This window comes from Dyella kyungheensis (assembly GCF_049913195.1).
Lineage (GTDB): Bacteria > Pseudomonadota > Gammaproteobacteria > Xanthomonadales > Rhodanobacteraceae > Dyella > Dyella kyungheensis.
The window spans coordinates 1,039,517-1,065,064 of sequence record NZ_CP183983.1; the positions used below are offsets into that span (position 1 = coordinate 1,039,517).

General features: G+C 65.9%; 20 protein-coding genes and 1 riboswitch. Of the genes, 7 read left to right on the forward strand and 13 right to left on the reverse strand.

Features of this window, described 5'->3' with window-relative positions:
- Nucleotide 1 precedes the first annotated feature (1 nt).
- The 7 genes from ACN9MB_RS04440 to ACN9MB_RS04470 all read right to left on the reverse strand — a co-directional run bounded on the left by ACN9MB_RS04440 (nucleotide 2) and on the right by ACN9MB_RS04470 (nucleotide 9,668).
- Nucleotides 2-862: a CheR family methyltransferase gene (locus ACN9MB_RS04440; RefSeq protein WP_426270914.1), complete on the reverse strand. Its 861-nt coding sequence runs from the start codon at nucleotides 860-862 to the stop codon at nucleotides 2-4.
- Nucleotides 847-4,503: a response regulator gene (locus ACN9MB_RS04445; protein ID WP_426270915.1), complete on the reverse strand. Its 3,657-nt coding sequence runs from the start codon at nucleotides 4,501-4,503 to the stop codon at nucleotides 847-849. The genes ACN9MB_RS04440 and ACN9MB_RS04445 overlap by 16 nt, the downstream gene beginning before the upstream one ends.
- An 89-nt stretch (nucleotides 4,504-4,592) precedes the next feature.
- Nucleotides 4,593-5,510: a CPBP family intramembrane glutamic endopeptidase gene (locus ACN9MB_RS04450; RefSeq protein WP_426270916.1), complete on the reverse strand. Its 918-nt coding sequence runs from the start codon at nucleotides 5,508-5,510 to the stop codon at nucleotides 4,593-4,595.
- A gap of 154 nt (nucleotides 5,511-5,664) precedes the next feature.
- Complete coding sequence (locus ACN9MB_RS04455; RefSeq protein WP_426270917.1) at nucleotides 5,665-7,266, reverse strand: peptide chain release factor 3; 1,602 nt, start codon at nucleotides 7,264-7,266, stop codon at nucleotides 5,665-5,667.
- Nucleotides 7,267-7,389: 123 nt separating this feature from the next.
- A complete protein-coding gene (locus ACN9MB_RS04460; RefSeq protein WP_426270918.1) occupies nucleotides 7,390-8,559 on the reverse strand; it encodes a fatty acid desaturase family protein in 1,170 nt (389 codons plus the stop codon).
- A gap of 73 nt (nucleotides 8,560-8,632) precedes the next feature.
- Entirely contained in the window at nucleotides 8,633-9,295 is a 663-nt protein-coding gene (locus tag ACN9MB_RS04465; RefSeq protein WP_426270919.1) for a M24 family metallopeptidase, read from the reverse strand.
- Between the two features lie 16 nt (nucleotides 9,296-9,311).
- On the reverse strand, nucleotides 9,312-9,668 hold the full coding sequence (locus ACN9MB_RS04470; RefSeq protein WP_426270920.1) for a DUF1304 domain-containing protein: 357 nt from the start codon (nucleotides 9,666-9,668) through the stop codon (nucleotides 9,312-9,314).
- A gap of 210 nt (nucleotides 9,669-9,878) precedes the next feature.
- Between ACN9MB_RS04470 and ACN9MB_RS04475 the strand changes: the two genes are divergently transcribed.
- The 4 genes from ACN9MB_RS04475 (at nucleotide 9,879) to ACN9MB_RS04490 (ending at nucleotide 14,363) form a co-directional block, all read left to right on the forward strand.
- On the forward strand, nucleotides 9,879-10,670 hold the full coding sequence (locus ACN9MB_RS04475) for a hypothetical protein (protein ID WP_426270921.1): 792 nt from the start codon (nucleotides 9,879-9,881) through the stop codon (nucleotides 10,668-10,670).
- Nucleotides 10,671-10,827: 157 nt separating this feature from the next.
- A riboswitch (SAM riboswitch) is annotated at nucleotides 10,828-10,944 on the forward strand.
- A gap of 85 nt (nucleotides 10,945-11,029) precedes the next feature.
- Nucleotides 11,030-12,058 (forward strand): homoserine O-succinyltransferase MetX, encoded by a 1,029-nt coding sequence (gene metX / locus ACN9MB_RS04480; RefSeq protein ID WP_426270922.1) that lies wholly within the window; start codon nucleotides 11,030-11,032, stop codon nucleotides 12,056-12,058.
- A 35-nt stretch (nucleotides 12,059-12,093) separates the two neighbouring features.
- Nucleotides 12,094-13,284, forward strand: coding sequence for a cystathionine gamma-synthase (metB, locus tag ACN9MB_RS04485; protein ID WP_426270923.1), 1,191 nt, complete (start codon nucleotides 12,094-12,096; stop codon nucleotides 13,282-13,284).
- Nucleotides 13,281-14,363, forward strand: a complete 1,083-nt coding sequence (locus tag ACN9MB_RS04490; protein WP_426270924.1) for a homoserine dehydrogenase — start codon at nucleotides 13,281-13,283, stop codon at nucleotides 14,361-14,363. The genes metB and ACN9MB_RS04490 overlap by 4 nt, the downstream gene beginning before the upstream one ends.
- Before the next feature lie 152 nt (nucleotides 14,364-14,515).
- On the opposite strand, the gene ACN9MB_RS04495 is transcribed toward ACN9MB_RS04490, so the two are convergent.
- The gene (locus ACN9MB_RS04495) at nucleotides 14,516-16,123 is read right to left on the reverse strand and encodes an APC family permease (protein WP_204636150.1); all 1,608 of its coding nucleotides are present in this window, start codon (nucleotides 16,121-16,123) and stop codon (nucleotides 14,516-14,518) included.
- A 275-nt stretch (nucleotides 16,124-16,398) separates the two neighbouring features.
- Between ACN9MB_RS04495 and ACN9MB_RS04500 the strand changes: the two genes are divergently transcribed.
- The gene (locus tag ACN9MB_RS04500) at nucleotides 16,399-17,385 is read left to right on the forward strand and encodes a tetratricopeptide repeat protein (RefSeq protein ID WP_426270925.1); all 987 of its coding nucleotides are present in this window, start codon (nucleotides 16,399-16,401) and stop codon (nucleotides 17,383-17,385) included.
- Between the two features lie 192 nt (nucleotides 17,386-17,577).
- On the opposite strand, the gene ACN9MB_RS04505 is transcribed toward ACN9MB_RS04500, so the two are convergent.
- Nucleotides 17,578-18,960 (reverse strand): L-serine ammonia-lyase, encoded by a 1,383-nt coding sequence (locus tag ACN9MB_RS04505; protein WP_204636152.1) that lies wholly within the window; start codon nucleotides 18,958-18,960, stop codon nucleotides 17,578-17,580.
- Between the two features lie 143 nt (nucleotides 18,961-19,103).
- On the opposite strand from ACN9MB_RS04505, the gene ACN9MB_RS04510 reads away from it, so the two are divergent.
- Nucleotides 19,104-19,343 (forward strand): glutaredoxin family protein, encoded by a 240-nt coding sequence (locus tag ACN9MB_RS04510; RefSeq protein ID WP_426270926.1) that lies wholly within the window; start codon nucleotides 19,104-19,106, stop codon nucleotides 19,341-19,343.
- A gap of 98 nt (nucleotides 19,344-19,441) precedes the next feature.
- Here ACN9MB_RS04510 and ACN9MB_RS04515 read toward each other — a convergent pair whose 3' ends face one another.
- Genes ACN9MB_RS04515 through ACN9MB_RS04525 form a run of 3 tightly spaced genes read right to left on the reverse strand, consistent with a single transcriptional unit; the run spans nucleotide 19,442 to nucleotide 21,194 of the window.
- Nucleotides 19,442-20,005: a YceI family protein gene (locus tag ACN9MB_RS04515; RefSeq protein WP_426270927.1), complete on the reverse strand. Its 564-nt coding sequence runs from the start codon at nucleotides 20,003-20,005 to the stop codon at nucleotides 19,442-19,444.
- Nucleotides 20,002-20,577 (reverse strand): cytochrome b, encoded by a 576-nt coding sequence (locus ACN9MB_RS04520; protein ID WP_204636155.1) that lies wholly within the window; start codon nucleotides 20,575-20,577, stop codon nucleotides 20,002-20,004. The genes ACN9MB_RS04515 and ACN9MB_RS04520 overlap by 4 nt, the downstream gene beginning before the upstream one ends.
- Nucleotides 20,574-21,194: a YceI family protein gene (locus tag ACN9MB_RS04525; RefSeq protein WP_426270928.1), complete on the reverse strand. Its 621-nt coding sequence runs from the start codon at nucleotides 21,192-21,194 to the stop codon at nucleotides 20,574-20,576. Before ACN9MB_RS04525 ends, ACN9MB_RS04520 begins: the two co-directional genes overlap by 4 nt.
- 164 nt (nucleotides 21,195-21,358) lie before the next feature.
- Here ACN9MB_RS04525 and ACN9MB_RS04530 point away from each other — a divergent pair, with 164 nt between their 5' ends.
- Entirely contained in the window at nucleotides 21,359-24,940 is a 3,582-nt protein-coding gene (locus ACN9MB_RS04530; RefSeq protein WP_426270929.1) for an ATP-binding protein, read from the forward strand.
- Between the two features lie 181 nt (nucleotides 24,941-25,121).
- On the opposite strand, the gene ACN9MB_RS04535 is transcribed toward ACN9MB_RS04530, so the two are convergent.
- Complete coding sequence (locus ACN9MB_RS04535) at nucleotides 25,122-25,544, reverse strand: DNA polymerase III subunit chi (RefSeq protein ID WP_204636158.1); 423 nt, start codon at nucleotides 25,542-25,544, stop codon at nucleotides 25,122-25,124.
- Nucleotides 25,545-25,548 lie beyond the last annotated feature (4 nt).

Below are 25,548 nucleotides of genomic sequence, written 5' to 3' on the forward strand. Positions count from 1 at the left end.
GTCATTCCTTGCCCGCGCGCGATCCCAGGCGATAGATGCGGCGAGCCGCATCCACCGGCGTGAAGTCGGCGGCCGAAGGGGCGAAGTCCAGGCTTTCGCGCGTACCCAGGCAGAGGAAGCCGCCGCGCACCAGGCTGTCGCGGAACAGCGCCAGCGTGCGGTCCTGCAGCGGATCGGAAAAGTAGATCAGCACGTTGCGGCACAGCACCAGGTGGGCCTCGCAGAACACTTCGTCGGTGACCAGGTTGTGGTTGGCGAACGTCACGTTGCGACGCAGCCGCTGGTCCAGTTTGAGCAGTTCGTAGCGTGCGCTGTAGTAGTCGGCCAGGGTGTGGCTGCCGCCAGCGGCGAGGTAGTTGCGCGACCACAGTTGCGCCTCCTTGGCCGGGTAGATGCCTTCCTGGGCATGCTTGAGCGCGCTTTCGTTGAAATCGGTGGCGTAGATCTGCGTGCGTTCGTACAGGCCTGCTTCTTCCAGCAGGATGGCCAGCGAATAGACCTCTTGCCCGTGCGCGCAGCCGGCCTGCCAGATGTTGATCTGCGGATAGGAAGCGAGCACCGGAAACACCTGCTCGCGCAGCGTCTTGAACACGTCGGGGTCGCGGAACATTTCCGATACCGGCACCGACAGGCCTTCCAGCACGACCGGCAGGAATCCGGCCTCGTGCAGCAGGCGGGTGGTCAGCGCGCTGACCGTATCGGCTTGTTGCGCATGCGCCAGTTGCAGCACGCGCCGCCGCAGCGAGGCGGGTGCGTACTGGGTGAAGTCGTAGCCGTGGCGCAGCTTGAGCGCCCGCACGAACAGCTCGATCTCGATGTCCTCGAGTGCCGTGTCGGCCAGCTTGTTCATCGATGCAGCCATACGTGCATCATGGACGACAGCTTGTCGATGTCGATGGGTTTGGACAGGTAGTCGTTGGCACCGGCTTCGAGACACTTCTCGCGATCGCCGCGCATGGCCTTGGCGGTGAGCGCGATGATCGGCAGCTTGGCCAGTCGCGGCTGCGCGCGGATTTCGCGGATCGTGTCGTAGCCGTCCATCACCGGCATCATCACGTCCATCAGCACCAGCTCGATGTCGTCGCTGTCGGCCAGCGCCTTGAGCGCCTTCTGGCCGTCCTGCGCCATCGACACCTGCATGCCCCAGCCGCGCAATACCTTGGACAGGGCGAACAGGTTGCGCATGTCGTCGTCCACCAGCAGCACCTTGCGCTGGACCAGTTCGCTGGCATCGGGCACGGAAGGCGACGGCGGCGCGGCCGTAGCGCCGATTGCGGCGTGACGCGCGCGACCGCCCTGGATGCTGTGCAGGAACAGGCTCACCTCGTCCAGCAGACGCTCCGGCGAACGCGCGCCCTTGATCACGATGCTGTCGGTGTACTGGCGCAGCTTGAGGCTTTCCTCGCGACTCAGCTCGCGGCCGGAATAGACCACCACCGGCGGAATGCTGCCGCTGGCGGAGAGCTGCTCGAGGAACTCGATGCCCGACATGCCCGGCAGGCCCAGGTCGAGCACGATGCAGTCGTAGCGGGTGTCGACCATGCGCTCCAGTGCTTCCTCGGCGCTGCCGGCTTCGTCGATGGTGACGTCGTCGTTGCGCAACAGCGTGCGCATGGCGGCGCGCGAATCGCTGTCGTCGTCGACGATCAGCAGATGGCGCATGCGCCCTTCGGCAAAGTGCAGCAGGCGGTCGAACGCATCGCCGATCGCCTCGCGGCTGACCGGCTTGGTGAGAAAGCCTACGGCGCCGAGATCGCGGCCGCGATTGGCTTCGTCCACCGCCGAAATGAAGTGCACGGGGACGTGGCGGGTGGCGGCGTTGTCCTTCAACCGCTCGATCACCGTCCAGCCGTCCATGCCCGGCAGCATCACGTCGAGCAGGATGCCGGTGGGGCGATAGCGCGCCGCCAGCTGAAGCCCGGATTCGCCGTCCGCCGCGGCGAGCACGCGATAGCCCTTGCGGCGAACCATGTCGGCGAGGATGCGTGCGAACACCGGATCATCCTCGATGATGAGAATGGCCGTGTCGGTCGATTCGATGCTCTCGCGATCGTCCTCGATCGATTCGGGCAGCAGCGCCGAGGTCATGACGGGACGCGCCGACGCCGGCGTGGCAGGAGCGGCGGACGCGGGAGCGGCAACGCCCGATGGGCCCTGCAGCGGCAACAGGATGGTGAAGGTGCTGCCGTGGCCCACATCGCTGTGCAGCAGGATGTCGCCATCGAGCAATTCGGCGATCCGCTTGGAAATGGTCAGGCCCAGGCCGGTGCCGCCGTACTGGCGGCTGGTGCTGGCATCGACCTGCTCGAAGGCCTGGAAGATCTTCTGCGCTTTCTCCGGCGGAATGCCGATGCCGGTATCGGTGACGGCAATGGCGATCACATCCTTGCCCTGCAGCGACGGCGGCAGCGTAAGGGCGTCTGAGGGGCGCCCGATGTGCACCGTCACCGAACCCTGGCGGGTGAACTTGAACGCATTGCCGATCAGGTTGTTGGCCACCTGTTCGAGCTTGGGCGCGTCGGTGCGCAGCGTCGCCGGCAGGCCCGGGTCGATCTTCACGACGAAGTCGAGCTGCTTGTCGTGGGCGACGTGGTTGAAGGTGCGCTTGAGCGCGCGTTCGAGATCCGCCAGCGGGAAATCGTCCAGCACCACGTCCATCTTGCCGGCCTCGACCTTGGACAGGTCGAGGATGTCGTTGATCAGGCGCAGCAGGTTGCTGCCCGAATCGTGGATGATGCGCGCCGATTCCACTTGTTCGCCGTCGAGGTTGCCTTCGCGGTTGTCGGCGAGGCTGCGCGAGAGGATCAGCAGGCTGTTGAGCGGCGTGCGCAGCTCGTGCGACATATTGGCGAGGAACTCGGACTTGTACTGGCTGGCCCGCGCCAGTTCTTCGGCCTTTTCCTGCGTTTCGCGCTGCAGTGTTTCCAGTACGAGCTTCTGCTGGTTGAGCGTGTCGGTCTTCTGGCGAAGCTCCTCGTTGGAGGCCTGCAGCTCTTCGGTCTGCACGCGCAGCTCTTCTTCCGAGGCGAGCAGGCGCTGCGATTGCTCCTGCAGTTCTTGCGTCTTGGCGTTGAGTTCTTCGTTGGTGACCTGCAGGTCCTGTTGCTGGCGCCGCAGGATCTCCTCGGAGGCACGCAATTCGTCGGCCTGTTCGCTGGTGCGCTTGAGCAAGTCCTGGGTGCGGAGGGCGCGCCCCAGGTTCTCCAGCGACAGCGAGGCAATCGGCAGCAGCTCGGCCAGCAGGCGCTGCTGCGGATCGGTGAAGTGCTGGAAGCTGGCCAGTTCCAGCACGCCGAGCAGCTTGTCGCGCAATACCAGCGGCAACACGGTGATCGCGCGCGGCGATGCTTCGCCGCTGCCGGAGTGGATGCGCACGTAGTCGTCGGGCACGTCCTGCAGGGTGATGGTCTTGCGTTCCAGCGCGCTCTGACCGACCAGGCCTTCGCCCAGTGCGTATTCGGTGCTGAGGTGGCGACGCTGCTGGTAGCCGTAGCTGCCCTGCAGGCGCAGCCGGCGGTCCTGCTCGTCGAAGCGGTAGAACACACCGACGCCGCAGTCGAGCAGAGGCGCCAGCGTGCCGGTGAGCTGCTCGGCGAACGCGCGCTCGGTTTCCATTTTCTGCAGGTCGCTGGCGACCTGCGAAACCTGGGTCTTCACCCAGGTCTGCGCCGCCGTCTCGATCGACATTTCCTTGAACACCTGCAGTGCGCGGGCGATCTCGCCGATTTCGTCGCGACGCTCCAACTGGCGGATTTCCACGCTGTGATCGTGTCCGGCCAGCCGCGTCATCAGGTCGGTCATGCGGCGGATCGGCCGGGTGATCAGGCGGAAGGTCATGTAGACCACCGAACCGCCGAGCAGCAGGCTGAGCAGCATGGTGATCCAGGTGACCGCGCGCACCGTTCGTACGTCGCGCTGCTGGGTCGCCTCGCGCTGGGCCAGCAGGCCGGCCTCGGTATCGTCCATCTGCTTGAGCTGGCCGAGAATATCGGCGATGAACACCGTGCGGCGCGCGAGGTATCCGGTCTGCACGCGTACGCGCTCCGTGCCCGCTTCAGCGTCGCTCGCGTGGACCGCCTGCATTGGCTCGATGCCGTTCTGCATCGCGTCTTTCTGCCACTGGCTGGCCATCGACTCGATGCGGTCGACGCGGGTCTGCTGCAACGGGTTGTCGCTGGTGAGGTCGCGCAGTGCGGCCAGGTCGTTGGCGAGTGCCGCATTCGCCTGGTGATGCGCGGCCAGTTCCTGTCCCGCCGGGTTGAGCAGATAACCGCGCAGTGACAGCTGGCTGGCCTGCAAGTGCTCGAATACGTCGTCGATCCTGGCGCGCACGGCGTAGGTGTGGCGCGACCAGCGCGCACTCAGGTCCTGCCTCGACAACGATTGCAGGGAGACCGCGCTGCAGATCACGAACAGCAGCACGAGGGTGCCGATCGCGACCAGGATCTTCTGCTGCATCGGCTGGTGGGCCAGCCAGGAATAGCGGTTTTTCGAGGCGGGCATACGTCTTCACAGGTCGAGGCCTGGCAGTCCTGCCAGGCCGGGGCGGTTCCCTTCAGGGTATCCGCAGTTTTGTGAAGACGATAGCTGACTTAAAGACGGTTGGCGGTGGTCCGCTGCCATGCCGGCGGGACGATGGTGCCGCGTCGAAGCGCCACGATCAGCAGCAGTGCGGAGCAGGCCGAACACACGATCAGCGCGACCACCGATGCCTCCGCACCGAACACGCCGCCGCTCAGCCAGTCCGGGCCGGTGCGGGTGGAGATCAACCAGCCGTGCGCTTCCGTGCCGGACACCGGGATGCCGAAAAATGTGCCTTGCATCACATTCCATGCCGCATGCAGGCCGATGCACGGCCATAGCGAACGGGTCACGTGATAGAGCAAGGCGAGCAGCACGCCGGCTTCGATGGCGATGGCGAGCGAACTCCACAGCGTGGCGCCGGGGTTGAAGATGTGCGCGGCACCGAAGAACAGTGCCGAGATGGCCAGTGCCCACCAGGTGCCAAGACCTTCTTCCACGGCACGAAAAAGCACGCCGCGCGTAATGATTTCTTCGGCGATGCCGGCGCCAAGGCCGGTGGTCAAGACCGCAGGCAACCAGTTCACGGCGGGGTTGGTGCCACTGACGTGATAACTGCCGGCAAGCCAGAGCACCAGTACCACCGTACTGATCATCAACGCACCCACCAGCAGTCCGGCCATGCCCAGCGTGGGGATGTCGCGTGCGGAGAGCTCTTGCATGCGACGACGTTCGATTGCCTTCACCAGGATGGTGTAGGCCACCAACGCAGGAACTACCCGCATCAGCATATTGCCGATGGCATGCGAGAGCGGCGAGACGCCCGGCGCCATGAGGCCCGTGACACTGATGCCAACGGACGTCAGCTTGAACATCGCGACAAGAAGCGCCACGAAGAACACGATGCGACCCATCGGCGAGAACACCACCCAGCGTTGCCATGGTGTGGCAGTGGCGGGCGTGATGAAGGCGATCTGTGCGGCTGGCATGCGTGTCATCCCCCTGCTGGAGTGGGGAGGGTAGCAGCCGGGCGAGGGCTTGTTACAGGGTCATGCGTCGGTCGCAGACAAGTGCGCTCCCACAGGAGCGGTCGTCCGCAGGACTCCTCACCCTTGTGGGAGCGCACTCGTGCGCGACACGCCCTTACAGCTCGAGCGACGTCGCATGCTCGCGCGTGGCGGAGAAGCGCACCGCAGGCGAGCGCTCCTGCGCCAGCTGCAGGTTCACCCGTGACGGCGCCAGGTAGACCAGCTCGCCGGCCGCATCGATGGCCAGGTTGTTGGCGTTCTTCTCGCGGAATTCCTCGAGCTTCTTGGCGTCGTCGCAATGGATCCAGCGCGCGGTGGCCACGGTGACCGGTTCGAAGCTGGCATCCACGCCGTATTCGTCCTTCAGGCGATAGGCCACCACGTCGAACTGCAGCACGCCCACCGCGCCCAGGATCAGGTCGTTGCTCATCAGCGGACGGAAGAACTGCGTGGCGCCTTCCTCGGACAACTGCGCCAGGCCCTTCTGCAGCGCCTTCATCTTCAGCGGATCGCGCAGGCGCGCACGGCGGAACAACTCCGGCGCGAAGTTGGGAATGCCGGTGAAGCTGACCATCTCGCCTTCGCTGAAGGTGTCGCCGATGCCGATGGTGCCGTGGTTGTGCAGGCCGATCACGTCGCCGGGATAGGCGCTCTCGACGATCTCGCGGTCGCTCGCCATGAAGGTCAGCGCGTTGGCGATGCGCACGTCCTTGCCGGTGCGGGTCTGCACCATCTTCATGCCGGCGTTGTAGGTGCCCGAGCAGACGCGCATGAAGGCGATACGGTCGCGGTGCGCCGGGTCCATGTTCGCCTGGATCTTGAACACGAAGCCGGTAAGCGCCGTTTCATCCGGCTTCACCTCGCGGGTGAGCGTGGCGCGCGAGCGGGGCGAAGGCGCGTGCTCGACAAAGAAATCCAGCAGCAGTTGCACGCCGAAATTGTTCACGGCTGAGCCGAAGAACACCGGCGTGAGCTTGCCGGCGAGATACTGTTCGAGGTCGAACGGATGCGAGGCGCCCTGCACCAGTTCCAGTTCGTCGCGCAGTTCCGACAGCGCTTCGGCGCCGATCATCGCTTCCAGCCCCGGTGCATCGAGGCCCTTGAAGATGGTCGAATCCTGGCGGGTGAAGTTCTTGCCCTGCTCGAACACATGCACTTCGTCGAGCAGCAGGTGATACACGCCCTTCAGGCGCTTGCCCATGCCGATCGGCCAGGTCAGCGGCGCGCAGGCGATGCCGAGCACCGATTCCACTTCGTCCAGCAGTTCGATCGGCGAGCGGCCTTCGCGGTCGAGCTTGTTGATGAAGGTCATGATCGGCGTATCGCGCAGGCGGCACACCTCCATCAGCTTGATCGTGCGCTCTTCCACGCCCTTGGCGCAGTCGATCACCATCAGCGCCGAGTCCACCGCGGTGAGCACGCGGTAGGTGTCTTCGGAGAAGTCCGCGTGGCCCGGCGTGTCGAGCAGGTTGACGATGCGCCCTTCATACGGGAACTGCATCACCGAGGAGGTCACCGAGATGCCGCGCTCCTTTTCCAGCGCCATCCAGTCGGAGGTGGCGTGGCGGGCGGCCTTGCGGCCCTTCACCGAGCCGGCCATCTGGATCGCACCGCCGAACAGCAGCAGCTTTTCGGTCAGCGTGGTCTTGCCCGCGTCAGGATGGCTGACGATGGCGAAGGTGCGGCGGCGGCGGGTTTCGGTGAGATGGGCGGACATTGAGGCGAGTCGGCAGGAAGACTAGCCGCCAATGATAGCGTGGAACGGCCTGCCGGCCGGGCGGGGCGGCAGCGGGGCCAGCTTTCCAGGGGCCGGCAACCCGCCGGCAGGCGGGACTGGCGCTCAATTCTGCGCCAGCGGCTCCAGTACCAGCGAGGCCGGCACGGTCTCCGGCCGACCCATCTGGCGCAACCAGCGGTAGTGCGAAGCGAGGCCGGCGCCAAACGAGGCGTTGGCGTGGTAGGGCACGCCGTATTCGCGGCAGGCCGCCTCGACGATCGGGGAGATGGCCGGGTAATGGATATGGCTGATGCGCGGGAACAGATGGTGTTCCACCTGGAAATTCAGCCCGCCCACCAGCCAGGTGATCATCCGGCTGTCGCGCGAGAAGTTCGCGGTGGTCTCCAGCTGATGGATCGCCCACGGTGTGTTCATGCGCCCCGGCTCGCTCGGCGTGGGGAATTCGGTTTCTTCGACCGCGTGCGCCAACTGGAACACCAGTGCCAGCTGCAGGCCTGTCAGCACGGCGATCACGGCGTAAAAGAGCAACACCGTGCCGATCGAATGAAACAGCAACGGCAGGCCCAGAGCCAGCGTGAGGAATACCAGCTTGCCGACGACGAAGACGGCCAGATCCTTGCCGCGCGGCCGCGGAAAGCGGCGCTTGCCGATGCTGCCGGTGATCACGTCGCGGAAATCGTCATGCAGGTGCCAGCTCACCACGGTCAGGCCATAGAGCGCCCACAGATAGATGTGCTGCCAGCGGTGATGCCAATAGTGCTTTTGTTGCGGCGCGAATCGCGCCAGCGCACCGAGGTTGATGTCGCTGTCGTAGCCGTCGATATTGGTATGGGTGTGGTGGAAATGCGCATGCTTCCAGTGCCACACATACGAGCTGCCGCCGACCAGATCGAGCGTCATGGCCATGCACTTGTTGAGCCAGCGGCGCTCCGAAAAAGCCTGATGGCCGGCATCGTGCTGGATGTTGAAGCCGATCTGCGCAGTCGCCACGGCCAGCACGATGCTCAGCAGCAGCCCTTGCCACCAGGCAGTCGCGAAAAACACCAGCAACACATACGACGCCACAAAGGTCGCCAGGATGATCGCGGTCTTCAGGTAAAGACGCGCACTGTCCCGCTGCTTCAGCCCGCTGTGCTTGAAATAAGCCTCCACGCGCCGTCGCAACTCACGCTGAAACACGTTGTCGCCGTTGAACTTGAGCCGATCGGTGGAAGCATCCGCATGCGGGGATCGAGCGGCTTGCGCCGTTCGATGGGAAGACTCAGGGGACATGCCGGGCACTCGGGGGTAAGTGCCTGCATGCTAACGGAAACACCGTAACAGGTTGTTGTAGGCGTCCGCGGATCTAGCCGAGGGTCAGCAGATCCTCGTAAAAAGCGCCGTACGCTTCGGTCGGGTGAGCGATCTGGATTTCCAGGATCCACAGGCCATCGGCCGGACGCTCGCCGTACTCGCCCAGGTCGCCCGCCTTGTGCACCGCATGGGGAAAGTCGCTGACGCGATGCCCCTTGATCTCATGGTTGAGGCGCCAGCCCATGGCCTGGGCCTGCTGCTCGGCGAACGCATACAGCGCCTCGCCGCTCAGGCCCTCGCGATGCCAGGCATTCGCGGTGAAGTGGAAGAGTTCGCGGGCGGCCTCGGCGCAGGCCTGCTGCTGGGGTGCGTGGCCAATCACGAAGGTGTCGCCGACATCGCCTTCGTGGCCTTCGAACACCAGCCCGAGGTCGATGAAGTAGATGTCGTTCTCGCCCAGCCTGACCGGCTCGGAGCGCTCGCGGTAGGTCTTGGTGGTGTTGCTGCCGATGCGGATGATCACCGGGTGCCACAGCCGCTCCATGCCCAGCGCGGCGAACACCTCGGCGGCTTCGGCCTTCGCCTCGTCTTCGCTGATTCCCGGGCGCATGCGCTCGCGGATGCCGTGCAGGGCGGCCCAGCTGCGCTCGCGTGCATGCAGCATGTGTTGGCGGTCGAAGCGGTCGCCGACCGCTTCCTGGTGAATGGTGTTCATGTGCGGACGAAGCGACTCAGGAAAGCAGGACCAGGACCAGGCCGATCAGCGCAGGCAGCGCCTGCACCCACAGCACCTTGCGGCTGGCGGTGAAGCCGCCGTACAGCCCGGCCAGCAGCACGCAGACCAGGAAGAACACCACGATAGGCCGTCCGGCCACGCCCTGCCACAAGCCCCAGAACAGGCCGGCGGCGAGGAAGCCGTTGTACAGGCCCTGGTTGGCTGCGAGCACCTTCGATTGCTGGGCGAACTCCTCGCTCAGGCCGAACGCGCGGCGGCCTGAGGGCTTGGTCCACAGGAACATCTCCAGCACCAGGAACCAGACGTGGAGCAGGGCGACGAGGGCGACAACGAGATGGGCGGCGACGTACATCGGCGGCGGCTGGCGGCAAGAGAGGCGGGCAGTGTTGCAGCCCCCGTGCGACGGGGCAATGCGCAGCTAACACTTCCGGCCAATGGGCGCGGTTCCGGGCGGGGCGTAGGGTCGAACGGCTGGGTCCGAAAGAACGGATCGCCCGCACGGCAGGGACGTCACACCAGGGGAGAGTCTGACCTGGTCATTCCTATCTCTGGGAGTCATGCCATGAACAAACCACTCTGCGCAGGCCTGTGCCTGCTTCTGATGCTTCCGCTTGCCGCACTGGCCGATGGGCCGTTCGACGGCACCTGGAAGGTCGACATGAGCAAGGTGCAGATGCCCAAGAAGCCCGACGTGCTTCTGCTCAAGGACGGCATGTACGACTGCAAGACCTGCGTGCCGCCGGTGAGCGTCAAGGCCGATGGGCAGGATCACGCGGTCAGCGGGCATCCGTACCTCGATTCGATCGCCGTGCAGGTGGTGGATGCGCACACCGTCAAGGAAACCGACAAGAAGGGCGGCAAGGTCGTCGCCACCTCGACCACCACCGTGGCGCCCGACGGCAAGATGGCGAAGGTCGATTTCAGCGACAGCAGCAACTCCAGCGGCGCGCCGGTCACCGGCAGTGCCGAGCTCAAACAGGTGGCTGCCGGTCCGGCCGGTGCGCATGCGATATCGGGCTCCTGGCTCACCGCCAGCATGGCCAACATGTCCGACAACGCCACCGAGATCACCTTCAAGGAAGAGGGCGGCACGCTCAACATGAGCGCGCCGACGGGTCAGTCTTATGCCGCGAAGCTGGACGGCACCGAGGCGCCGTACAAGGGCGACCCCGGCATCAACAGCGTGACGGTGAAGAAGACCGGCGCGCATTCGATGGTGGAAACGGACAAGCGCGACGGCAAGGTCGTGGCCGTGCTTACCTCCACCGTATCGGCGGATGGAAAAACGATGGACGTCCATTTCGACGACAAGCTTCGCAATCGAACCATGCAATTTGTCGCGGTTAAGCAGTGATGTCGACCTTCGTGCCCGGGCCCAGGCCAGCCCGGGCACGGGTTTTTGGGTGGTTGCAGCTGTAACAGTCGTTTTTCGTCGAAAAATGTCGATGGCTAGATGCATAGACGTTTAGACGTCTATTGACACGATGGCTTGCGGTCGTTAGATTCCCCTTTACTCATCGAGACCGGCGGAGGGACAGGCCCTTTGAAGCCGGGGCAACCTGCGGAACCCTTCCGCGACGGTGCCAATTCCTGCGGCAGCGCTTCGGGCGCAAGCCGCGAGATGAGGGCAAACCAGCACCACCGCGCCTCGCGCCGGTCGTGCCTTGCTCTCCCCTCCGGTCCGCAGGTCGATGCCGACCGGAGAAGAGCCAGATGTCCAGCCAGCCGCAACCCATCCCGCCCGCCGTGCCCGCTTCCGCCGCGGTCATCGGCAGCATGCGGCCGGACCTCACCACCCAGCGCTGCAGCCGCCGTGTGCTGATCCGCCCCAAGTACGGCAGCGCGCCGTGCGAGCTGGAAGTGAGCTACCTGTGGTGCGGCGCGCCGGACGCGCCCACGGTCATCGTGCAGGGCGGCATCTCGGCCACCCGCGACGTGGTGACGCTGGATGGCGAAGCCTCCGCCGGCTGGTGGCAGGCCCAGGTGGGCGCCGGTCAGCCGCTGGACCTTGACCGCTTCCGTGTGCTTTCGATCGACTGGATCACCCCGGCCGACCTCGAGGGCGTGCAGGCGGTGTCCAGCGAAGACCAGGCCGACGCACTCGCCGCCTTGGTGGAAGCGTTGGGCATCGGCCGCGTGCACGCCTTCATCGGTTCGTCCTATGGCGCGATGGTGGCGCTGGCCTTCGCGGCCCGTCATCCCTATGCGCTGGGTCGCCTGGTGTTGCTGGCGGGCGCGCATCGCCCGCACCCGCTGGCCACGGCGCAGCGCTCGGTCCAGCGCGGCATCGTGCGGCTGGGGCAGGCCAGCGGCCAATCCGATCAGGCGCTGGCGCTGGCCCGCCAGCTGGCCATGACCACCTATCGCGGCAGCGAGGAATTCGCCCGGCGCTTCACGGCCGCGCCGGAATATCGCGACGGCCGCTTCCATTTCCCGGTCGAGGACTATCTCGAACATGCCGGTCGCCGCTTCGTCGAGCGTTTCGACGTCGAGCGCTTCCTTGCCTTGTCCGAGTCCATCGACCTGCACGACGTGACGCCGGAGCAGGTGGCCGCGCCCGCCACACTGATCGGCTTCCCGTCCGACCGGCTGGTGCCGCTGGCCGACCTGTGCGAACTGCAGCGTCGCCTGCATGGCCCGGCCACGCTCGAAGTGGTCGAGTCGCCCTACGGCCACGACGCCTTCCTCAAGGAAACCGACCGCCTCGCGCCGCTGCTGCGCGACGCGCTGGCCGGTTGTTGACCCGATTCATAAGCATCACGCACGGAGATTTGAGCATGAGCGACACCCCCAGCCCCTTCACCCGCGCCGTGCGCGCCGGCATCGAATCGGACACCCAGCACGGCGCCGTGGTGCCGCCGCTGCATCTGTCCACCAACTATGCGTTCACCGGGCTGGGCGGCAAGCGTGCCTACGACTATTCGCGCAGCGGCAATCCCACGCGCGATCTGCTCGGCGATGCATTGGCCGAGTTGGAGCAGGGCGCGGGCGCCGTGGTGACGGCTAGCGGCATGGCGGCGGTGGCGCTGGCGCTGGAACTGGTGCCGGCCGGATCACTGGTGCTGGCCGCGCACGATTGCTATGGCGGTACCTGGCGCCTGCTCGATGCGTGGGCGAAGAAGGGCCGCTTCCAGGTGAAGTTCGTCGACCTCACCCATGCCCACACGCTGGCCGAAGGCCTCGCGCTGAAGCCGTCGCTGGTATGGGTGGAGACGCCCTCCAATCCGCTGCTGCGCATCACCGACATCCGTCACGTGGCGCAGGCGGCTCACGCGGTGGGCGCGCTGGTGGTGGTGGACAACACCTTCCTCTCGCCGGCCCTGCAGCAACCGCTGGCCCTGGGCGCCGACGTGGTGGTGCACTCGACCACCAAGTACATCAACGGCCATAGCGATGTAGTGGGTGGCGCCGTGGTGGCGCGCGATGCAGCCGTCGCCGAACAGTTGAAGTGGTGGGGCAACTGCAACGGTCTTACCGGCGCGCCGTTCGACAGCTTCCTCACCCTGCGCGGCCTGCGTACCTTGAACGTGCGCCTGCGCCAGCATCAGGAAAATGCCGTGCGCATCGCCGAACGTCTGGACGGCCATGCGGCAGTTCACAAGGTGTATTACCCCGGCCTCGAAAACCATGTCGGCCACGCGCTCGCTGCGCGTCAGCAGCAGGGTTTTGGCGCCATGCTGAGCTTCGAGCTGGAAGGTAGTGAAGATCAGGTGGCGGCCTTCGTCGATGGCCTGCATTACTTCTCGCTGGCCGAGTCGCTCGGTGGCGTGGAAAGCCTGGTGGCACATCCCGCCTCGATGACGCATGCCTCGATGGCGCCCGAAGCCCGTCGCGCGGCCGGCATTGCCGACACGCTGCTGCGCCTGTCGGTGGGCATCGAAGATGGCGACGATCTGCTGCGCGACCTGGACGCGGCACTGCTGCGCGCCGAAGCCGTCAGCCAAGGCAAACGCCGGGTGCTTGCATGAGTGCGGTGCTGGCGGACACGGCGGGCGCATCGCAAGCGCGGACGTCGCCCACCATTGCTGCCGTACTGCTCGGCACCGGCGTGGTCGGTGGCGCCTTTCTCAAGCTGCTCAACACGCCGGCGGCGGCATCGATCCGGCTGGTGGGCGCGGCCAACTCGCGCCGCCAGCAGACGCAGGCCGAACCGCTGGCCGACCGCGCCTTGCGCGAAAAGCTGAAGACGCACGGCGACGCACGCAACGACATCGCGCTGCTCGACGCGCTCGATGCGAACGATGCGCCGCTGAAGGTGATCATCGACGCCACCGCGTGCGGCACGCTCGCCTCGCGTCATGCCGAGTGGCTGGCGCGCGGCTATCACGTGGTGACGGCCAACAAGTCGCTCGCTGGTGGCGATCTGCCGGGTTGGCGCGCGCTGCAGGCGGCGCTGGCGCAGGGCGGTCGCTATGGCGATTCGGCGACCGTGGGCGCCGGCCTGCCGGTGATCTCCACCTTGCGCCGCCTGCGCCATTGCGGCGACGCGCTGCTCACCCTGGAGGGCGTGTTTTCCGGCTCGCTGTCGTATCTGTTCAACCACTACGACGGCAGCCAGCCGTTCTCCGCACTGCTGCGCCGGGCACGCGAGCTGGGTTATACCGAGCCCGATCCCCGCAGCGATCTGTCCGGTGAAGACGTCGCGCGCAAGCTGCTGATCCTCGCGCGCTGCGCGGGCTTTGCGCTGCGCCCCGATGAAGTGGAAGTGGAGAGCCTGGTGCCGGAAAGCCTGCGCTCGCTCGACGTGGAGAGCTTTCTTTCGCGCCTGGAAGAACTCGATGAACCGCTTGCCGCACGCTTTGCCGAAGCGAAGTCGCGCGGCGGCGCGCTACGCTTTCTTGCCCGCCTCAACCAGCGTGGCCGCGCACGCGTGGGCCTCGTCGAAGTACCGGCCAATCATCCCGCCACGCGCCTCTACGGCACCGACAACCACTTCGCGCTCAGCACGACGCGTTACAACACGCAGCCGCTGGTGATCCAGGGGCCGGGTGCGGGGCCGGAAGTGACGGCGCAGGCGTTGCTGGGGGATGTGCTGGCGCTGGTTTGACTTTGTCGCAGGGTGTGTCGCGCGCAAGCGCGCTCCCACAAGGGTGACGCAACATTGTGGGAGCGCGCTTGCGCGCGACTGGCCTGCCGAATTGCCCCAATAAAAAAACGCGCGGTGATGAGCCGCGCGTTTTCATGACCTGCCGGTGGTGATCAGTCGTGCCGGTGCGGATTGGCTTCCGCTTCCTCGACCGACGGCGTGCGCCAGCCGGACTTCACGCCCCACACGTAGAACACCAGTCCAACCACGGCGACCACGGCAAGGTCCAGGCCGTAGCTGAGGTAGCCCAGGCCGCCGAAATCGGTGCTGCCCGCATACGAGACCAGCGCCAGCGTCGGCAGATAGAAGATCAGCCACCACGCGCCCTTCAGCTGGCGGCCGAAGTCGTGCCACTTCACCTTGGCCTGGTAATACAGGTACACCGGCAGCGCCACGACCATCAGCAGGATGATCTCGCCGGTGAGCGGCCAGCGTGCCCAGTACAACAGCTCGGTCGCCATGATGAAGGCGACGCCGGCCAGGATCGGCAAGCCGGCGATGCGCAGCGGACGATGCAGGTTCGGCGCGGTGCGGCGCAGCGTCATCGCGCTGACCGGGCCGGTGAGATACGAAATGATGGTCGCCACCGAGATCACCGCGGCCAGCGTGCCCCAGCCGCGGAACTTGAACAGGAACAGGTAGGAAACGGCGAGGTTGAACCACATCGCCGGACGCGGCACGCCCCACTTGGCGTGCACGTTGCCGAGGATCTTCGGCAACGTGCCGTTGCGCTCCATGCCGTAGATCATGCGCGCGGTGGTGGCGGTGTAGGTCATGCCGGTGCCGCTGGGGCTGATGAACGCATCCACGTACAGCAGCATGGCCAGCCAATGCAGATTGACGATGATGGCCAGCTCGGCGAACGGCGAGCGGAAATCGATGCCGTGCCAGCCGGCCTTGGCCAGCATGTCCGGCGGCACCGAACCCAGGTAGGCCACCTGCAGGATGATGTAGACCACGGTCGCCAGCAGGATCGAGCCGATCACCGCGAACGGAATGCTCTTGCCGGGATTGCGCGCTTCGCCCGCCAGATTCACCGGACTTTGAAAACCGTTGAAGCTGAAGACGATGCCCGCCGTGGCCACCGCGGTAAGCACCGCCGCAAAGTCGATGGCATGCGCATCGCCGTGCACGCCGACCGAGAAGTTCTCGCTGTGGAAACCGCTGGCGATCAGGGCCAGGCCGGTGGCGGCCGGCACCACCAGCTTGAACACGGTGATCAGCGTGTTGGAGCGCGCGAACAGCTTCACGCTCCAGAAGTTGACCAGGAAGTAGATCAGCACCAGCACGGCAGCGATGTACAGGCCGGGCAAGGTCAGCTCGCCATGGCCGTCGGGCATGTGCACATAGAGATCCTGTGCCCACTTCCACGGCCACGAGGCCATGTACTGCACCGAAGCTTCCGCTTCCACCGGAATCACCGAGACGATCGCGATCCAGTTGGCCCATGCGCCGATGAAGCCCACCAGCGAACCGTGCGAATAGTGGCTGTAGCGCACCATGCCGCCGGACTCGGGAAACATGGCGCCCAGTTCGGCATAGGTCAGCGCGATGGTCATGATGATGGCGGCGCCGAGCACCCAGGCCCAGACGGCGCCTGGACCGGCGAGGCCCGCCGCGCGCCATGCGCCAAACAGCCAGCCGGAGCCGATGATCGAGCCCAGGCCGGTGAGCATCAGGGCGAACGGGCCGACGTCGCGGCGAATGGAGGATTGAGACATGCAGGTCCCCAGGTCAGTGAATCGGCGGGCCGCCTCCCGGGCGACACCATGGCGGCCGCCCCTGGGGGCGACACAAGGGGCGGATAATGACAGACCGGTCAGGGAACTGTCAGCCCGCCCGGGCGCGCGGGCCGTGGCGCAGCGCAACAGCCAGATCATTGAATCGACGGCTGAAACGGTGTGCCGGGCGATCCGGCTCGCTCTGGCGTCTGGCAAATTGGCGTGGGCGAGGCGGACCGCTAGTATCGAGACTTCCCCACAATGGGTGGCGCAGCATGATCCGTGCGACGTGGCTGGTGCTGATGGCGGCGTTTTCGATGGCCGCGAGTGCGGCATCGGGCGATGCGACCCGTGAGGCGTTGACCAAGCGCGCCCAGGCGGGCGACACGCAGGCGCAAGTGGCGTTGGGGCGCTCCCTGCAGGATGACGGGGTGGCCGCCGACAAGGCGGCAGGCACCGAGTGGTACCGCAAGGCCGCCATGGCGGGCAGCGCGGAAGGTGCGTGGATGCTGGGTTCGGCCACCATGGCCGGCGTGGGTGTGGCGCGCGACGTCCCCGCGGGCATCGACTGGATGCGCAAGAGCGTCGGCATCGATCAGAACGCCGATCACATGGCCGTGTTGGCGGTGGCGCTGCTGGCCACGGGCAGCACGCAGGAAGCCCTGCAATGGGCGCAGAAAGCCTCCGACAAGGGTTCGGCCAAGGCCATGGAAGTGCTGGCGATGGCGCGCCTGTCGGGCGAGATGGGCTTGCCCAAGGATGTCCCTCTGGCCGAGAAACTGCTCACGGCGGCGGCACAGAAAGGCGATCCCGATGCCCAGCTGTCATTGGGCCAGTTCTACGTGAGCGGCCTGTTCGGTCGCCAGGACACGGCTGTCGGCCTGCGCTGGCTGCAGGCTGCGGTCGATGGCGGCAGCGCGAAAGCCGCGGGCACGCTCGCGTATTTCCTCATCACCGGCAAACAGGGCGTGACCGTGGATGGCGCACGCGGCGTGGTGTTGGCACGCAAGGCGATCGCGAGCAACGAGATGCTGGGCCACTACGCGATGGGCGTGGCCTACGTGCTGGGCACCGGTATCGCGGAGAACCCGTCCGAAGGCTGGTACGAGATCTCGCTGGCGCAGCGCATGGACAGCCAGCAACAGCTCAAGTCGGCCGGCGACTATCTGGCCAAGGCATCGGCAAAACTTTCGCCCGCGCAATTGGCGCAGTTGAAGGCGAGGGTGGATGCAGCAGCGGGCAACAGCCCTTCTGACACATGAGCCGCTGAAACCCTGCATGGTTCGTGTGGGAGCGCACCCTGTGCGCGACAGCTACGGAGCGAGGCCGTCGCGATACTTCAGTCATACATGCGCGCGACCAGGACGCTCGGGTGTGCCGCTCCGTTGGGTCGCGCACAGGGTGCGCTCCTACAAGGCTGTCGTTAGTTCACGGCAACATCGCCGTGGCTGCCGTCAACACTCGATGACGTTCACCGCCAGGCCGCCGCGCGAGGTTTCCTTGTACTTGTCCTTCATGTCGCGGCCGGTGTCGCGCATGGTGGCGATCACCTTGTCCAGCGACACGCGGTGCTTGCCGTCGCTCTTGAGCGACATCCGGCTGGCGTTGATCGCCTTCACCGATGCCATCGCGTTGCGCTCGATGCAGGGAATCTGCACCAGGCCGCCGATCGGGTCGCAGGTGAGGCCGAGGTTGTGTTCCATGCCGATCTCGGCGGCGTTCTCTACCTGCAGCACGTTGCCGCCGAGCGCGGCGGTCAGGCCGCCGGCGGCCATCGAGCAGGCCACGCCCACTTCGCCCTGGCAGCCCACTTCGGCACCGGAAATCGAGGCGTTTTCCTTGTAGAGGATGCCGATGGCGCCCGCCGTGAGCATGAAGTCGACGATGCCGTTTTCGTCCGACTTCGGGCAGAAGCGGTGGTAGTAGTGGAGCACCGCCGGCACGATGCCGGCCGCGCCATTGGTCGGCGCGGTGACCACGCGGCCGCCCGCGGCGTTTTCCTCGTTCACGGCGAGCGCGTAGAGGTTCACCCAGTCGAGGATGGTCAGCGGATCCTTCAGCGCGGCTTCCGGCTGCGAACGCAAATCATCGGCCATCTGCGGCGCGCGACGCGCCACCTTCAGTCCGCCCGGCAGCACGCCCGGCGAACGCAGACCGCGGTTGACGCAGTCCTGCATGGCCTTCCAGATGGTGAGCAGGCCGGCGCGCGTTTCCGCCTCGCTGCGCCACACCTTTTCGTTTTCCAGCATCAGTTGCGCGATGGTGAGGTGGTTTTTCTCGCACAGGGCCAGCAACTCATCGCCCGAGGAAAACGGATACGGCTGCTCGGTGGTGTCGGCAACGATGCGGTCTTCGGCCGCCTCGTCGTGGTTCACCACGAAGCCGCCGCCCACGGAGTAGTAATCGCGCGTGGCCAGTTCGTGGCCCTCGGCATCGTACGCGGAGAAGCGCATGCCGTTGGTGTGGAACGGCAGCTTCTGGCGCTTGTTGAACACCAGGTCGCGCTTTTCCTCGAACTCGATCTCGTGCTTGCCCAGCACGCGCAGGCGATGCGTGGTGCGGATACGCTGCAGCGTCTCGGGAATGTGGTCGGGATCGACCGTATCCGGATGTGCGCCTTCAAAACCCAGTAGCACCGCCTTGTCGGTGCCGTGGCCGCGACCGGTCATCGCCAGCGAGCCATAGAGCTCCGCACGGATGCGCACCACGCGGTCCAGCACGCCTTTTTCTTCCAGCCAGCGTTCGGCGAACCGCGCCGCGGCGCGCATCGGGCCGACGGTATGCGAGGAAGACGGACCAATGCCGATCTTGAACAGGTCGAAAACGCTGACAGCCATTAGAGACACGCGAAGTGGGCGGGGATAACCGTACATTCTACGCGGGTGGCAGGAATTGCGTTTGTCGCGGCGCAGCGACGGCGGCGGGCCGCCCCGGGGAGCCTCTCGCCCCGCGTCGCCGCGCACGGTATCGTCCAGCCCCTATGCCGATGCGATACGTGCTCTACCAGCGGGACTATTGCCACCTGTGCGACCAGGCGCTGGCCGTGATGGCCGAGGCGCGCGCGCCCGATTTCGACAGCCTGTGGGTGGACGACGACGAGGCGCTCGAGGCGCGCTATGGCACCCGCGTGCCGGTGCTGCGGGACAGCGAGGATGGCCGCGAGATGGACTGGCCGTTCGATGCGGCGGCGGTGCGTGCCTTCGTCGGACCACCTTTGTAGGAGCGCACCCTGTGCGCGACCGCGGCCTCACACCTTCCGTCGGTCTGCGAGGCTGCGGTCGCGCACAGGGTGCGCTCCTACAGGGATAGATAGCGCAATTACTTGGCGGTCAACACCAGGTGCGCGTTGATCTTCACCTCGTTGGCGATCACCGACGTATCGGCGTAATCACCGCCGCCCACGCCGAAATCGAGGCGCTTCACGGTACCGGCGACATCCAGCGTGGCGCCCGTGCCCTGCGGCTTGAACGTCACGTTGAGGCTCGCCGGCTTGGTCACGCCGCGCAGGGTGAGGTTGCCGTCGGCAACGACTTGGGCGCCGTTCTGGCGGAAGCCGGTGGTGACGAAATGCGCCTTGGGAAACTTGGCGATGTTGAAGAAATCGGAGCCGGGCAGCGCGCCGTCGCGATCCTTGTCGCCGGTCTTGACGCTGGCGAGGTCGACCTCGACATCGAACTTGGACGTGGCCAGCTTGGCCGCGTCGTAGCTGATGGCCGCCGTCCACTGGCCGAACGAGCCATTGAAGGACTGGCCCTGGAAGCTGCCGCTGAAACCGAGTGTACTGCCGGCAGGCTGCACGGCGTAATCGGCCGCGCTGGCGAAGCCGGGCAGGGCGAAGGCAAGCAACAACGGTGCGGCGAGTTTGCGGGCAAAGCGGTTCATCGACGTTCTCCTTGAGAATTCGGGCGCACGCGGGCGAAGGGGAGCATGCGTCGCAACGTGTTGTCGCGATCGACCAGGTGATGCTTGATCGCACCGGCGATGTGCAGCACCAGCAACAGCACCAGGAACCAGAACAGGTATTCGTGCACGCCGTGCCAGAAATGTCCCGCGTCCGGATTGGCCTCGGTGAGCGCGGGCAGGTTGAACTGCTTGAAGTACTGCAGCGGCTTGCCGACGATGGAGTTGAACCACCAGCCGCTCAGCGGCAGCAGCGCGACCAGCGCGTACAGCGTGGTATGCACGCCGTGCGCAAGATAATGCTGCCAGCGCGGCGTGGGTTCGTCCTTGGGCGGGCGGTTCGCAAGACGCCACAGTACGCGCAACAGGAACAGCGCCAGCACGGTGAGGCCGATCGACTTGTGCAGCGCCAGCCAGTTGATCTTCTGCATCGGGCCATGGGCCAGGTCCATGCACAGGCCGAAGATGCCGTTGCCGATGATCAATAACGCAATGGTCCAGTGAAAGAACTTGGCGACCGAACCCCAGCGGTGCTCGGTATTGCGAAAACTCATGGTGATTCCTTGTTGCCAGGGGCTGCGTCCTGCTCGATGGCTTCCAGTTCCAGCCACACGCTTACACCGTGGCCGATGGAGTTGGGCGTGGCGGTGATGCCGTAATCCTCGCGATTGAGCATCGCGGTACCCGAGAAACCCACCACGGTGTGCATGCCGTAGATGGTGGTGCCGTGCCGGTTGAAGGTGAACGGAACATCCACCGTATGTGTCACCCCGCGCAGCGTAAGGTTGCCATGCAGGACACCATGCGTGTCGTCCTTGCGTTCCACCGAAGTGCTGACGAAATGCGCGTAGCGGGATTTCTCGGCGTCGAGATAGGCAGGCTTGAGCACGGCGGCGTTCCACTCCGCATCGCCCATGTCCAGGCTGGCCAGGTCGATGTCCAGCTCGGTGGCGGACTGCGACCAGTCATCCGGATCGAAACGCAACCAGCCTTTCGCTATATGGAACCGTCCGAACGGACGCGAGAATCCATTGTGGTCGATGCTGAAGAGGATCTGGCTGTGCGTGGTGTCGTAGTGGTACGTGGCTGGCGCGGCCAGCGCTGAGGCCAGCGGCGCCAGGGCGCATAAAAGGGCGAACAGGAGGCGGCTGGGGCGGCGTGACCTAGGCATGGCCGGAAGTCTGGACGATCCGCTGGCAGGGCGCCAGCCGCCTGTCCGAAACGGATTGTTTCCCCACCGCTAACGTCATCGGCCGGTCACGCGACATCGACCGAAAGCCATGCTCGTTCCTGCACGGAGGGTCTGGCAATATCGGAAGATTCTGGGGGAAGTGCATGTTGCCGTCCTTGCTGCTCAGCGTTGTCCTGATCATGGGCGCGTCCGCGCCGGTGGCAGCGCCCGTGCCTGCGTTGCCGACGACCGCGGCGGCAACGCTGCCGGCTGCCGACAACGCCGCCCTAGCCACGCCGCAATTCCGCCGCTTCGGCACGGCCGAGGGCTTGCCGAGCAGCAGCGTCTACACCGTGGTGCAGGCGCCGGATGGCTCGATGTGGTTCGGCACCAAGAGCGGCATCGCGCGCTACGACGGGGTGAACTTCAAGGTCTTCCGCCACGTGGCAGGCGATCCCCAATCCTTGTTCAACAACGGCATTTCGGCGCTGATGTTCGATCGCGCCGGCCGCCTGTGGGCGGCGGGACTGGAGGCCGGGCTCAACCGTTACGACGATCGCTCGGGCAGCTTCCGCCATTGGGGACACGACCCCAACGATCCGGCCAGCATGGTCAGCGACAAGGCCTGGTCGATCGCACAAACCGGCGACGGCGCGATCTGGGTCGGCACGGCGCTGGGCCTGGACCGCATGCGCAGCGATGGACGCGGCTTCGACCATGTGCGGGTGATGGGCAACACGCCCGAGGCGCTGGGTACGGTGGGTTCGCTCTACGTGGACGCGCGCGGCCAGTTGTGGGTGGGCAGCGACAACGGCGTGTTCCGCCGCGACGCCGCGGGCGAATTTCACCCGATCGTCGAATCGCAAGGAAAATCGCTCGATGCATGGCGTATCGAAGGCGACGGCGACGAGATCCGCGTGGCGTCCTCGCATGGCCTCTTTGTGGTCGGCAGCGACGACGTGGCGCGCCAACTCGGTCGCAACGAGTTGCCCGATACCAATATCCTGAGCAGCGTGCGCGATCGCGCAGGCCGTTTGTGGGTGGGTACGCAGCAGGGACTCTTCCTCCAGGAAACCCATGGCGCCCGCATCGAGGCGGTGACCAACCAGCCGGTGCTGTACGGCAATCTGCCGGGCACCTGGGTGTGGCATATCCGCCCGGACAGCGAAGGCGGTTTGTGGATCGCGCTGCTCGATGGCGGCGTGGGTTACCTGGCGCCGGGCTGGGACAGCGTCAGCCGCTTCACGCATATTCCCGACGACGACAACAGCTTGCGCGACTCGGTGGCGTACGCCGTGGCGCGCAGCCGCAACGGCAGCATCTGGGTGGGCGAACGCGGCGGACGGGTCGACCGGCTATGGCCGGCCACCGGCAAAGTGGAACACATGATTTCGGGCCTGCGCGGCGACGTGCTGGGCCTGACCGAAGATGCGCAATCGCGTCTGTGGGTCACCGTGCAGGGTGGGCTGTTCCGCTACGCCGACGGCAAGCTGGATGCGGTGGACGGCTATCCGCATGGGCTGAAACATCCGCTCGAGATCGAAGTGGGTCCCGACGGCAAGCTCTACGCGCGCAGCTTCGGCGAAGGCCTGTTCCGCGTGGACCAGGACACGCTCGCCGTCACGCCGGTATTCGTGCAGCCCGCGCAGGAGAGGGCGCGCTGGGGCAGCCAGCTCACGCTCAAGAACGGCACGTTCTGGTACGCCAGCGACGGCGGCATGTTGCGGCTCGATCGCACGCACGATCATTTCGAGCCCGTGCCCGGCGTCGACAATCGCCAGGCCGTCGACGCGTTCGACTTCACCGACGACGGCCTGTGGATGGCGCGTCCCGATGGCCTGGAGCATTACCACTACGACGGCGACGGCCTGGCACTCGATCGCAAGATCGACGCCACACGGGGTTGGCCATCCATCAACGTGGTCGATCTGGCCGTCGACCAGCATCAACGCCTGTGGATCTTCGGTCGCGACGGTTTGTGGCGCTTCGACGTCGCCACCGGTGCGTTCCGCCAGCTGGGCCTGCAGGATGGTTTGAGCAATGGCGAATTCCTGCGCGGCTTCAGCCGCATGGACGACGGCATGATCTACTCGCCCACCCTGGGCGGCGTGATGGGCTTCAATCCGAATCGACTGTTGCGCTCCACCGAACCGCCGCGCCTCGCGCTCACCCGCATCAGTGTGCGACGCGAGGGAGCGCTGCACGAGCTGCCCGTGCCTGCCGGCGGACACCTGTCCATCGGCTGGCGCGATTCGGGCCTGACGGTGGATACGCGGGTGTTCTCCTATGTCGATCCTGCCGCGAACCGCTATCGGTTCCGCCTGGCCGGACTCGACAACGGCTGGGTGGATACGGGTGGTCATGGCGAGCGCGATCTCACCGGCTTGCCGCGCGGCGACTACACGCTGGAGGTGATGGCTGCGGGCGCGGACGGCGTCTGGACGCAGTTGCCGCAGCCGCTGCAGATCCACGTGCAGGCGCCGCCATGGGCACGCTGGTGGGCGTGGTGTGCCTACGTCCTGCTGGCGGCGTTGTTCGCCTGGCTGGCCTTGCAGGCATGGCGCCGCAGGCTCGCCGAGCGACATCAGATCCAGCTGGCGGAACAGCGCAGTCGCCTGGCCGAGCAGGCCAGCGCAGCCAAGACGCAATTCCTGGCCACGCTCAGCCACGAGATCCGCACGCCGATGACCGGCGTGATGGGCATGGCCGAACTCCTGCTCAGCACGCCGCTCAGCCGCGCCCAGCGCGACTACGCCGAGGCCATGCAGCGCTCCGGCGGCATGCTGCTCAAGCTGGTCAACGATGCGCTGGATCTGGCGCGCATCGAAGCGGGCAAGCTGGAACTGGACAACGCGCCGTTCGACCCGCGCACGCTGATCGAGGACGTGGCGAAACTGGAACTGGGGCAGGCGCGCGCGAAGGGCTTGCGCTTCGACCTGGACCTGCCGGCCGATCTGCCCGCACGCATGGTCGGCGATGCGCTGCGCATCAAGCAGGTGTTGCTCAACCTGGCCAACAATGCGTTGAAGTTCACCGAGCGGGGCGGGGTGATCCTGCGCGTGCGCCGCACCGACGACGGCTTGCGCTTCAGCGTGATCGATACCGGTCCCGGCATTCCCGAAGCGAGCCAGGCGCGGTTGTTCCAGCGCTTCGAGCAGGTCACCGGTCCGCAGCGGAGCGCGGGAAGTGGTCTGGGTCTTGCCATCTGCCGCGAACTGGTCGCGATGATGGGCGGCAGCGTCGAGCTGGAATCGAAGCTGGCCTTTGGCAGCACGTTTCACGTACGCCTGCCGTTGCCGGTGACCCAGGAACCCGTCGCCGCGGCAGCGCAGCGCGGCCATGACATCGAGGCGCATCCGCTGCGGATTCTGCTGGTGGAGGACGATGCCATCGTCGCTGCCGTGATATCGGGTCTGCTCGAGCGCGCGGGGCACGAAGTGCGCTACGTCGGCAATGGCCTGGCGGCGCTCGCGGAGCTGGCACAACAGGCGTGCGATGTGATCCTGCTGGATCTGGACCTGCCCGGCATCGACGGCTTCCAGATCGCCCGCCTGATCCGCCAGCGCGAGGAAGCCGGTCAGCGCGTCCCCATCATCGCGATCACCGCGCGTTCGGGTGGCGACGAGGAAGCACGTGCGCGCGAGGCGGGCATGGATGGCTTCCTGCGCAAGCCGCTCTCCGGCGAGCAGCTGGAGGATGTGATCAACGCGCAGCTGGCTGCGTCGCAGATGTCTGTGGGCGGCTGAGCTGTTGCTCGTTCTTTTGTGGGAGCGCACTTGTGCGCGACAGCCACGCCTGGATGTACCGCTCCGTTGGCTTGTCGCGCACAAGTGCGCTCCCACAGAAAAGCGTATACGTTCCCGCTAGCACGCGCCCCTCACCCCGGCCCTATCCCCGGAGGGGAGAGGGAGAAGTGAGGTGGAACGCTCACATATCGTGCTTGGTCACATCGAAGCCGCGACGCTTGTACTCCGTCCAACGCGTCCGCGAGCCTTCACGCTCCGCAGGATCAGCCGCCACCACTTCCAGCACGCGGTCGTAGTGACCGGAAGCGCACTCCTCGCGCAGGTTGATCACCATCGGGCGATCAGGCGTCTCCACGCCGGGCGGCACGATCAACACCGCATTGATGTGATCGTCGTCATCGCCCGCCAGCTGGTGCGTGATGAAGCCGTCTTCGTCGAACTCCCACAACAACGCCTCGATCGCTTCCGCCTGCGCAAAATCGCGCGCAAGCACCAGCGTCGGCTGCTGCGCGGCATAGGCGCGCTTGGCCAGTTCGCATACCAGCAACAGCGGTTGCTCGCGGAACCGCGGCTTGTCGATGAGATAGAAGTCGGCGCGAGGCATGGCG

Coding starts and splice junctions, on each gene's coding strand:
- ACN9MB_RS04500 (WP_426270925.1), top strand. CDS start 16,399: ATGATCCGTGCGACGTGGCTGGTGCTGATGGCGGCGTTTTCGATGGCC.
- ACN9MB_RS04535 (WP_204636158.1), bottom strand. CDS start 25,544: ATGCCTCGCGCCGACTTCTATCTCATCGACAAGCCGCGGTTCCGCGAG.
- ACN9MB_RS04460 (WP_426270918.1), bottom strand. CDS start 8,559: ATGTCCCCTGAGTCTTCCCATCGAACGGCGCAAGCCGCTCGATCCCCG.
- ACN9MB_RS04495 (WP_204636150.1), bottom strand. CDS start 16,123: ATGTCTCAATCCTCCATTCGCCGCGACGTCGGCCCGTTCGCCCTGATG.
- ACN9MB_RS04445 (WP_426270915.1), bottom strand. CDS start 4,503: ATGCCCGCCTCGAAAAACCGCTATTCCTGGCTGGCCCACCAGCCGATG.
- ACN9MB_RS04505 (WP_204636152.1), bottom strand. CDS start 18,960: ATGGCTGTCAGCGTTTTCGACCTGTTCAAGATCGGCATTGGTCCGTCT.
- metB (WP_426270923.1), top strand. CDS start 12,094: ATGAGCGACACCCCCAGCCCCTTCACCCGCGCCGTGCGCGCCGGCATC.
- ACN9MB_RS04490 (WP_426270924.1), top strand. CDS start 13,281: ATGAGTGCGGTGCTGGCGGACACGGCGGGCGCATCGCAAGCGCGGACG.
- metX (WP_426270922.1), top strand. CDS start 11,030: ATGTCCAGCCAGCCGCAACCCATCCCGCCCGCCGTGCCCGCTTCCGCC.
- ACN9MB_RS04475 (WP_426270921.1), top strand. CDS start 9,879: ATGAACAAACCACTCTGCGCAGGCCTGTGCCTGCTTCTGATGCTTCCG.
- ACN9MB_RS04450 (WP_426270916.1), bottom strand. CDS start 5,510: ATGCCAGCCGCACAGATCGCCTTCATCACGCCCGCCACTGCCACACCA.
- ACN9MB_RS04440 (WP_426270914.1), bottom strand. CDS start 862: ATGGCTGCATCGATGAACAAGCTGGCCGACACGGCACTCGAGGACATC.
- ACN9MB_RS04455 (WP_426270917.1), bottom strand. CDS start 7,266: ATGTCCGCCCATCTCACCGAAACCCGCCGCCGCCGCACCTTCGCCATC.
- ACN9MB_RS04465 (WP_426270919.1), bottom strand. CDS start 9,295: ATGAACACCATTCACCAGGAAGCGGTCGGCGACCGCTTCGACCGCCAA.
- ACN9MB_RS04525 (WP_426270928.1), bottom strand. CDS start 21,194: ATGCCTAGGTCACGCCGCCCCAGCCGCCTCCTGTTCGCCCTTTTATGC.
- ACN9MB_RS04510 (WP_426270926.1), top strand. CDS start 19,104: ATGCCGATGCGATACGTGCTCTACCAGCGGGACTATTGCCACCTGTGC.
- ACN9MB_RS04470 (WP_426270920.1), bottom strand. CDS start 9,668: ATGTACGTCGCCGCCCATCTCGTTGTCGCCCTCGTCGCCCTGCTCCAC.
- ACN9MB_RS04520 (WP_204636155.1), bottom strand. CDS start 20,577: ATGAGTTTTCGCAATACCGAGCACCGCTGGGGTTCGGTCGCCAAGTTC.
- ACN9MB_RS04515 (WP_426270927.1), bottom strand. CDS start 20,005: ATGAACCGCTTTGCCCGCAAACTCGCCGCACCGTTGTTGCTTGCCTTC.
- ACN9MB_RS04530 (WP_426270929.1), top strand. CDS start 21,359: ATGTTGCCGTCCTTGCTGCTCAGCGTTGTCCTGATCATGGGCGCGTCC.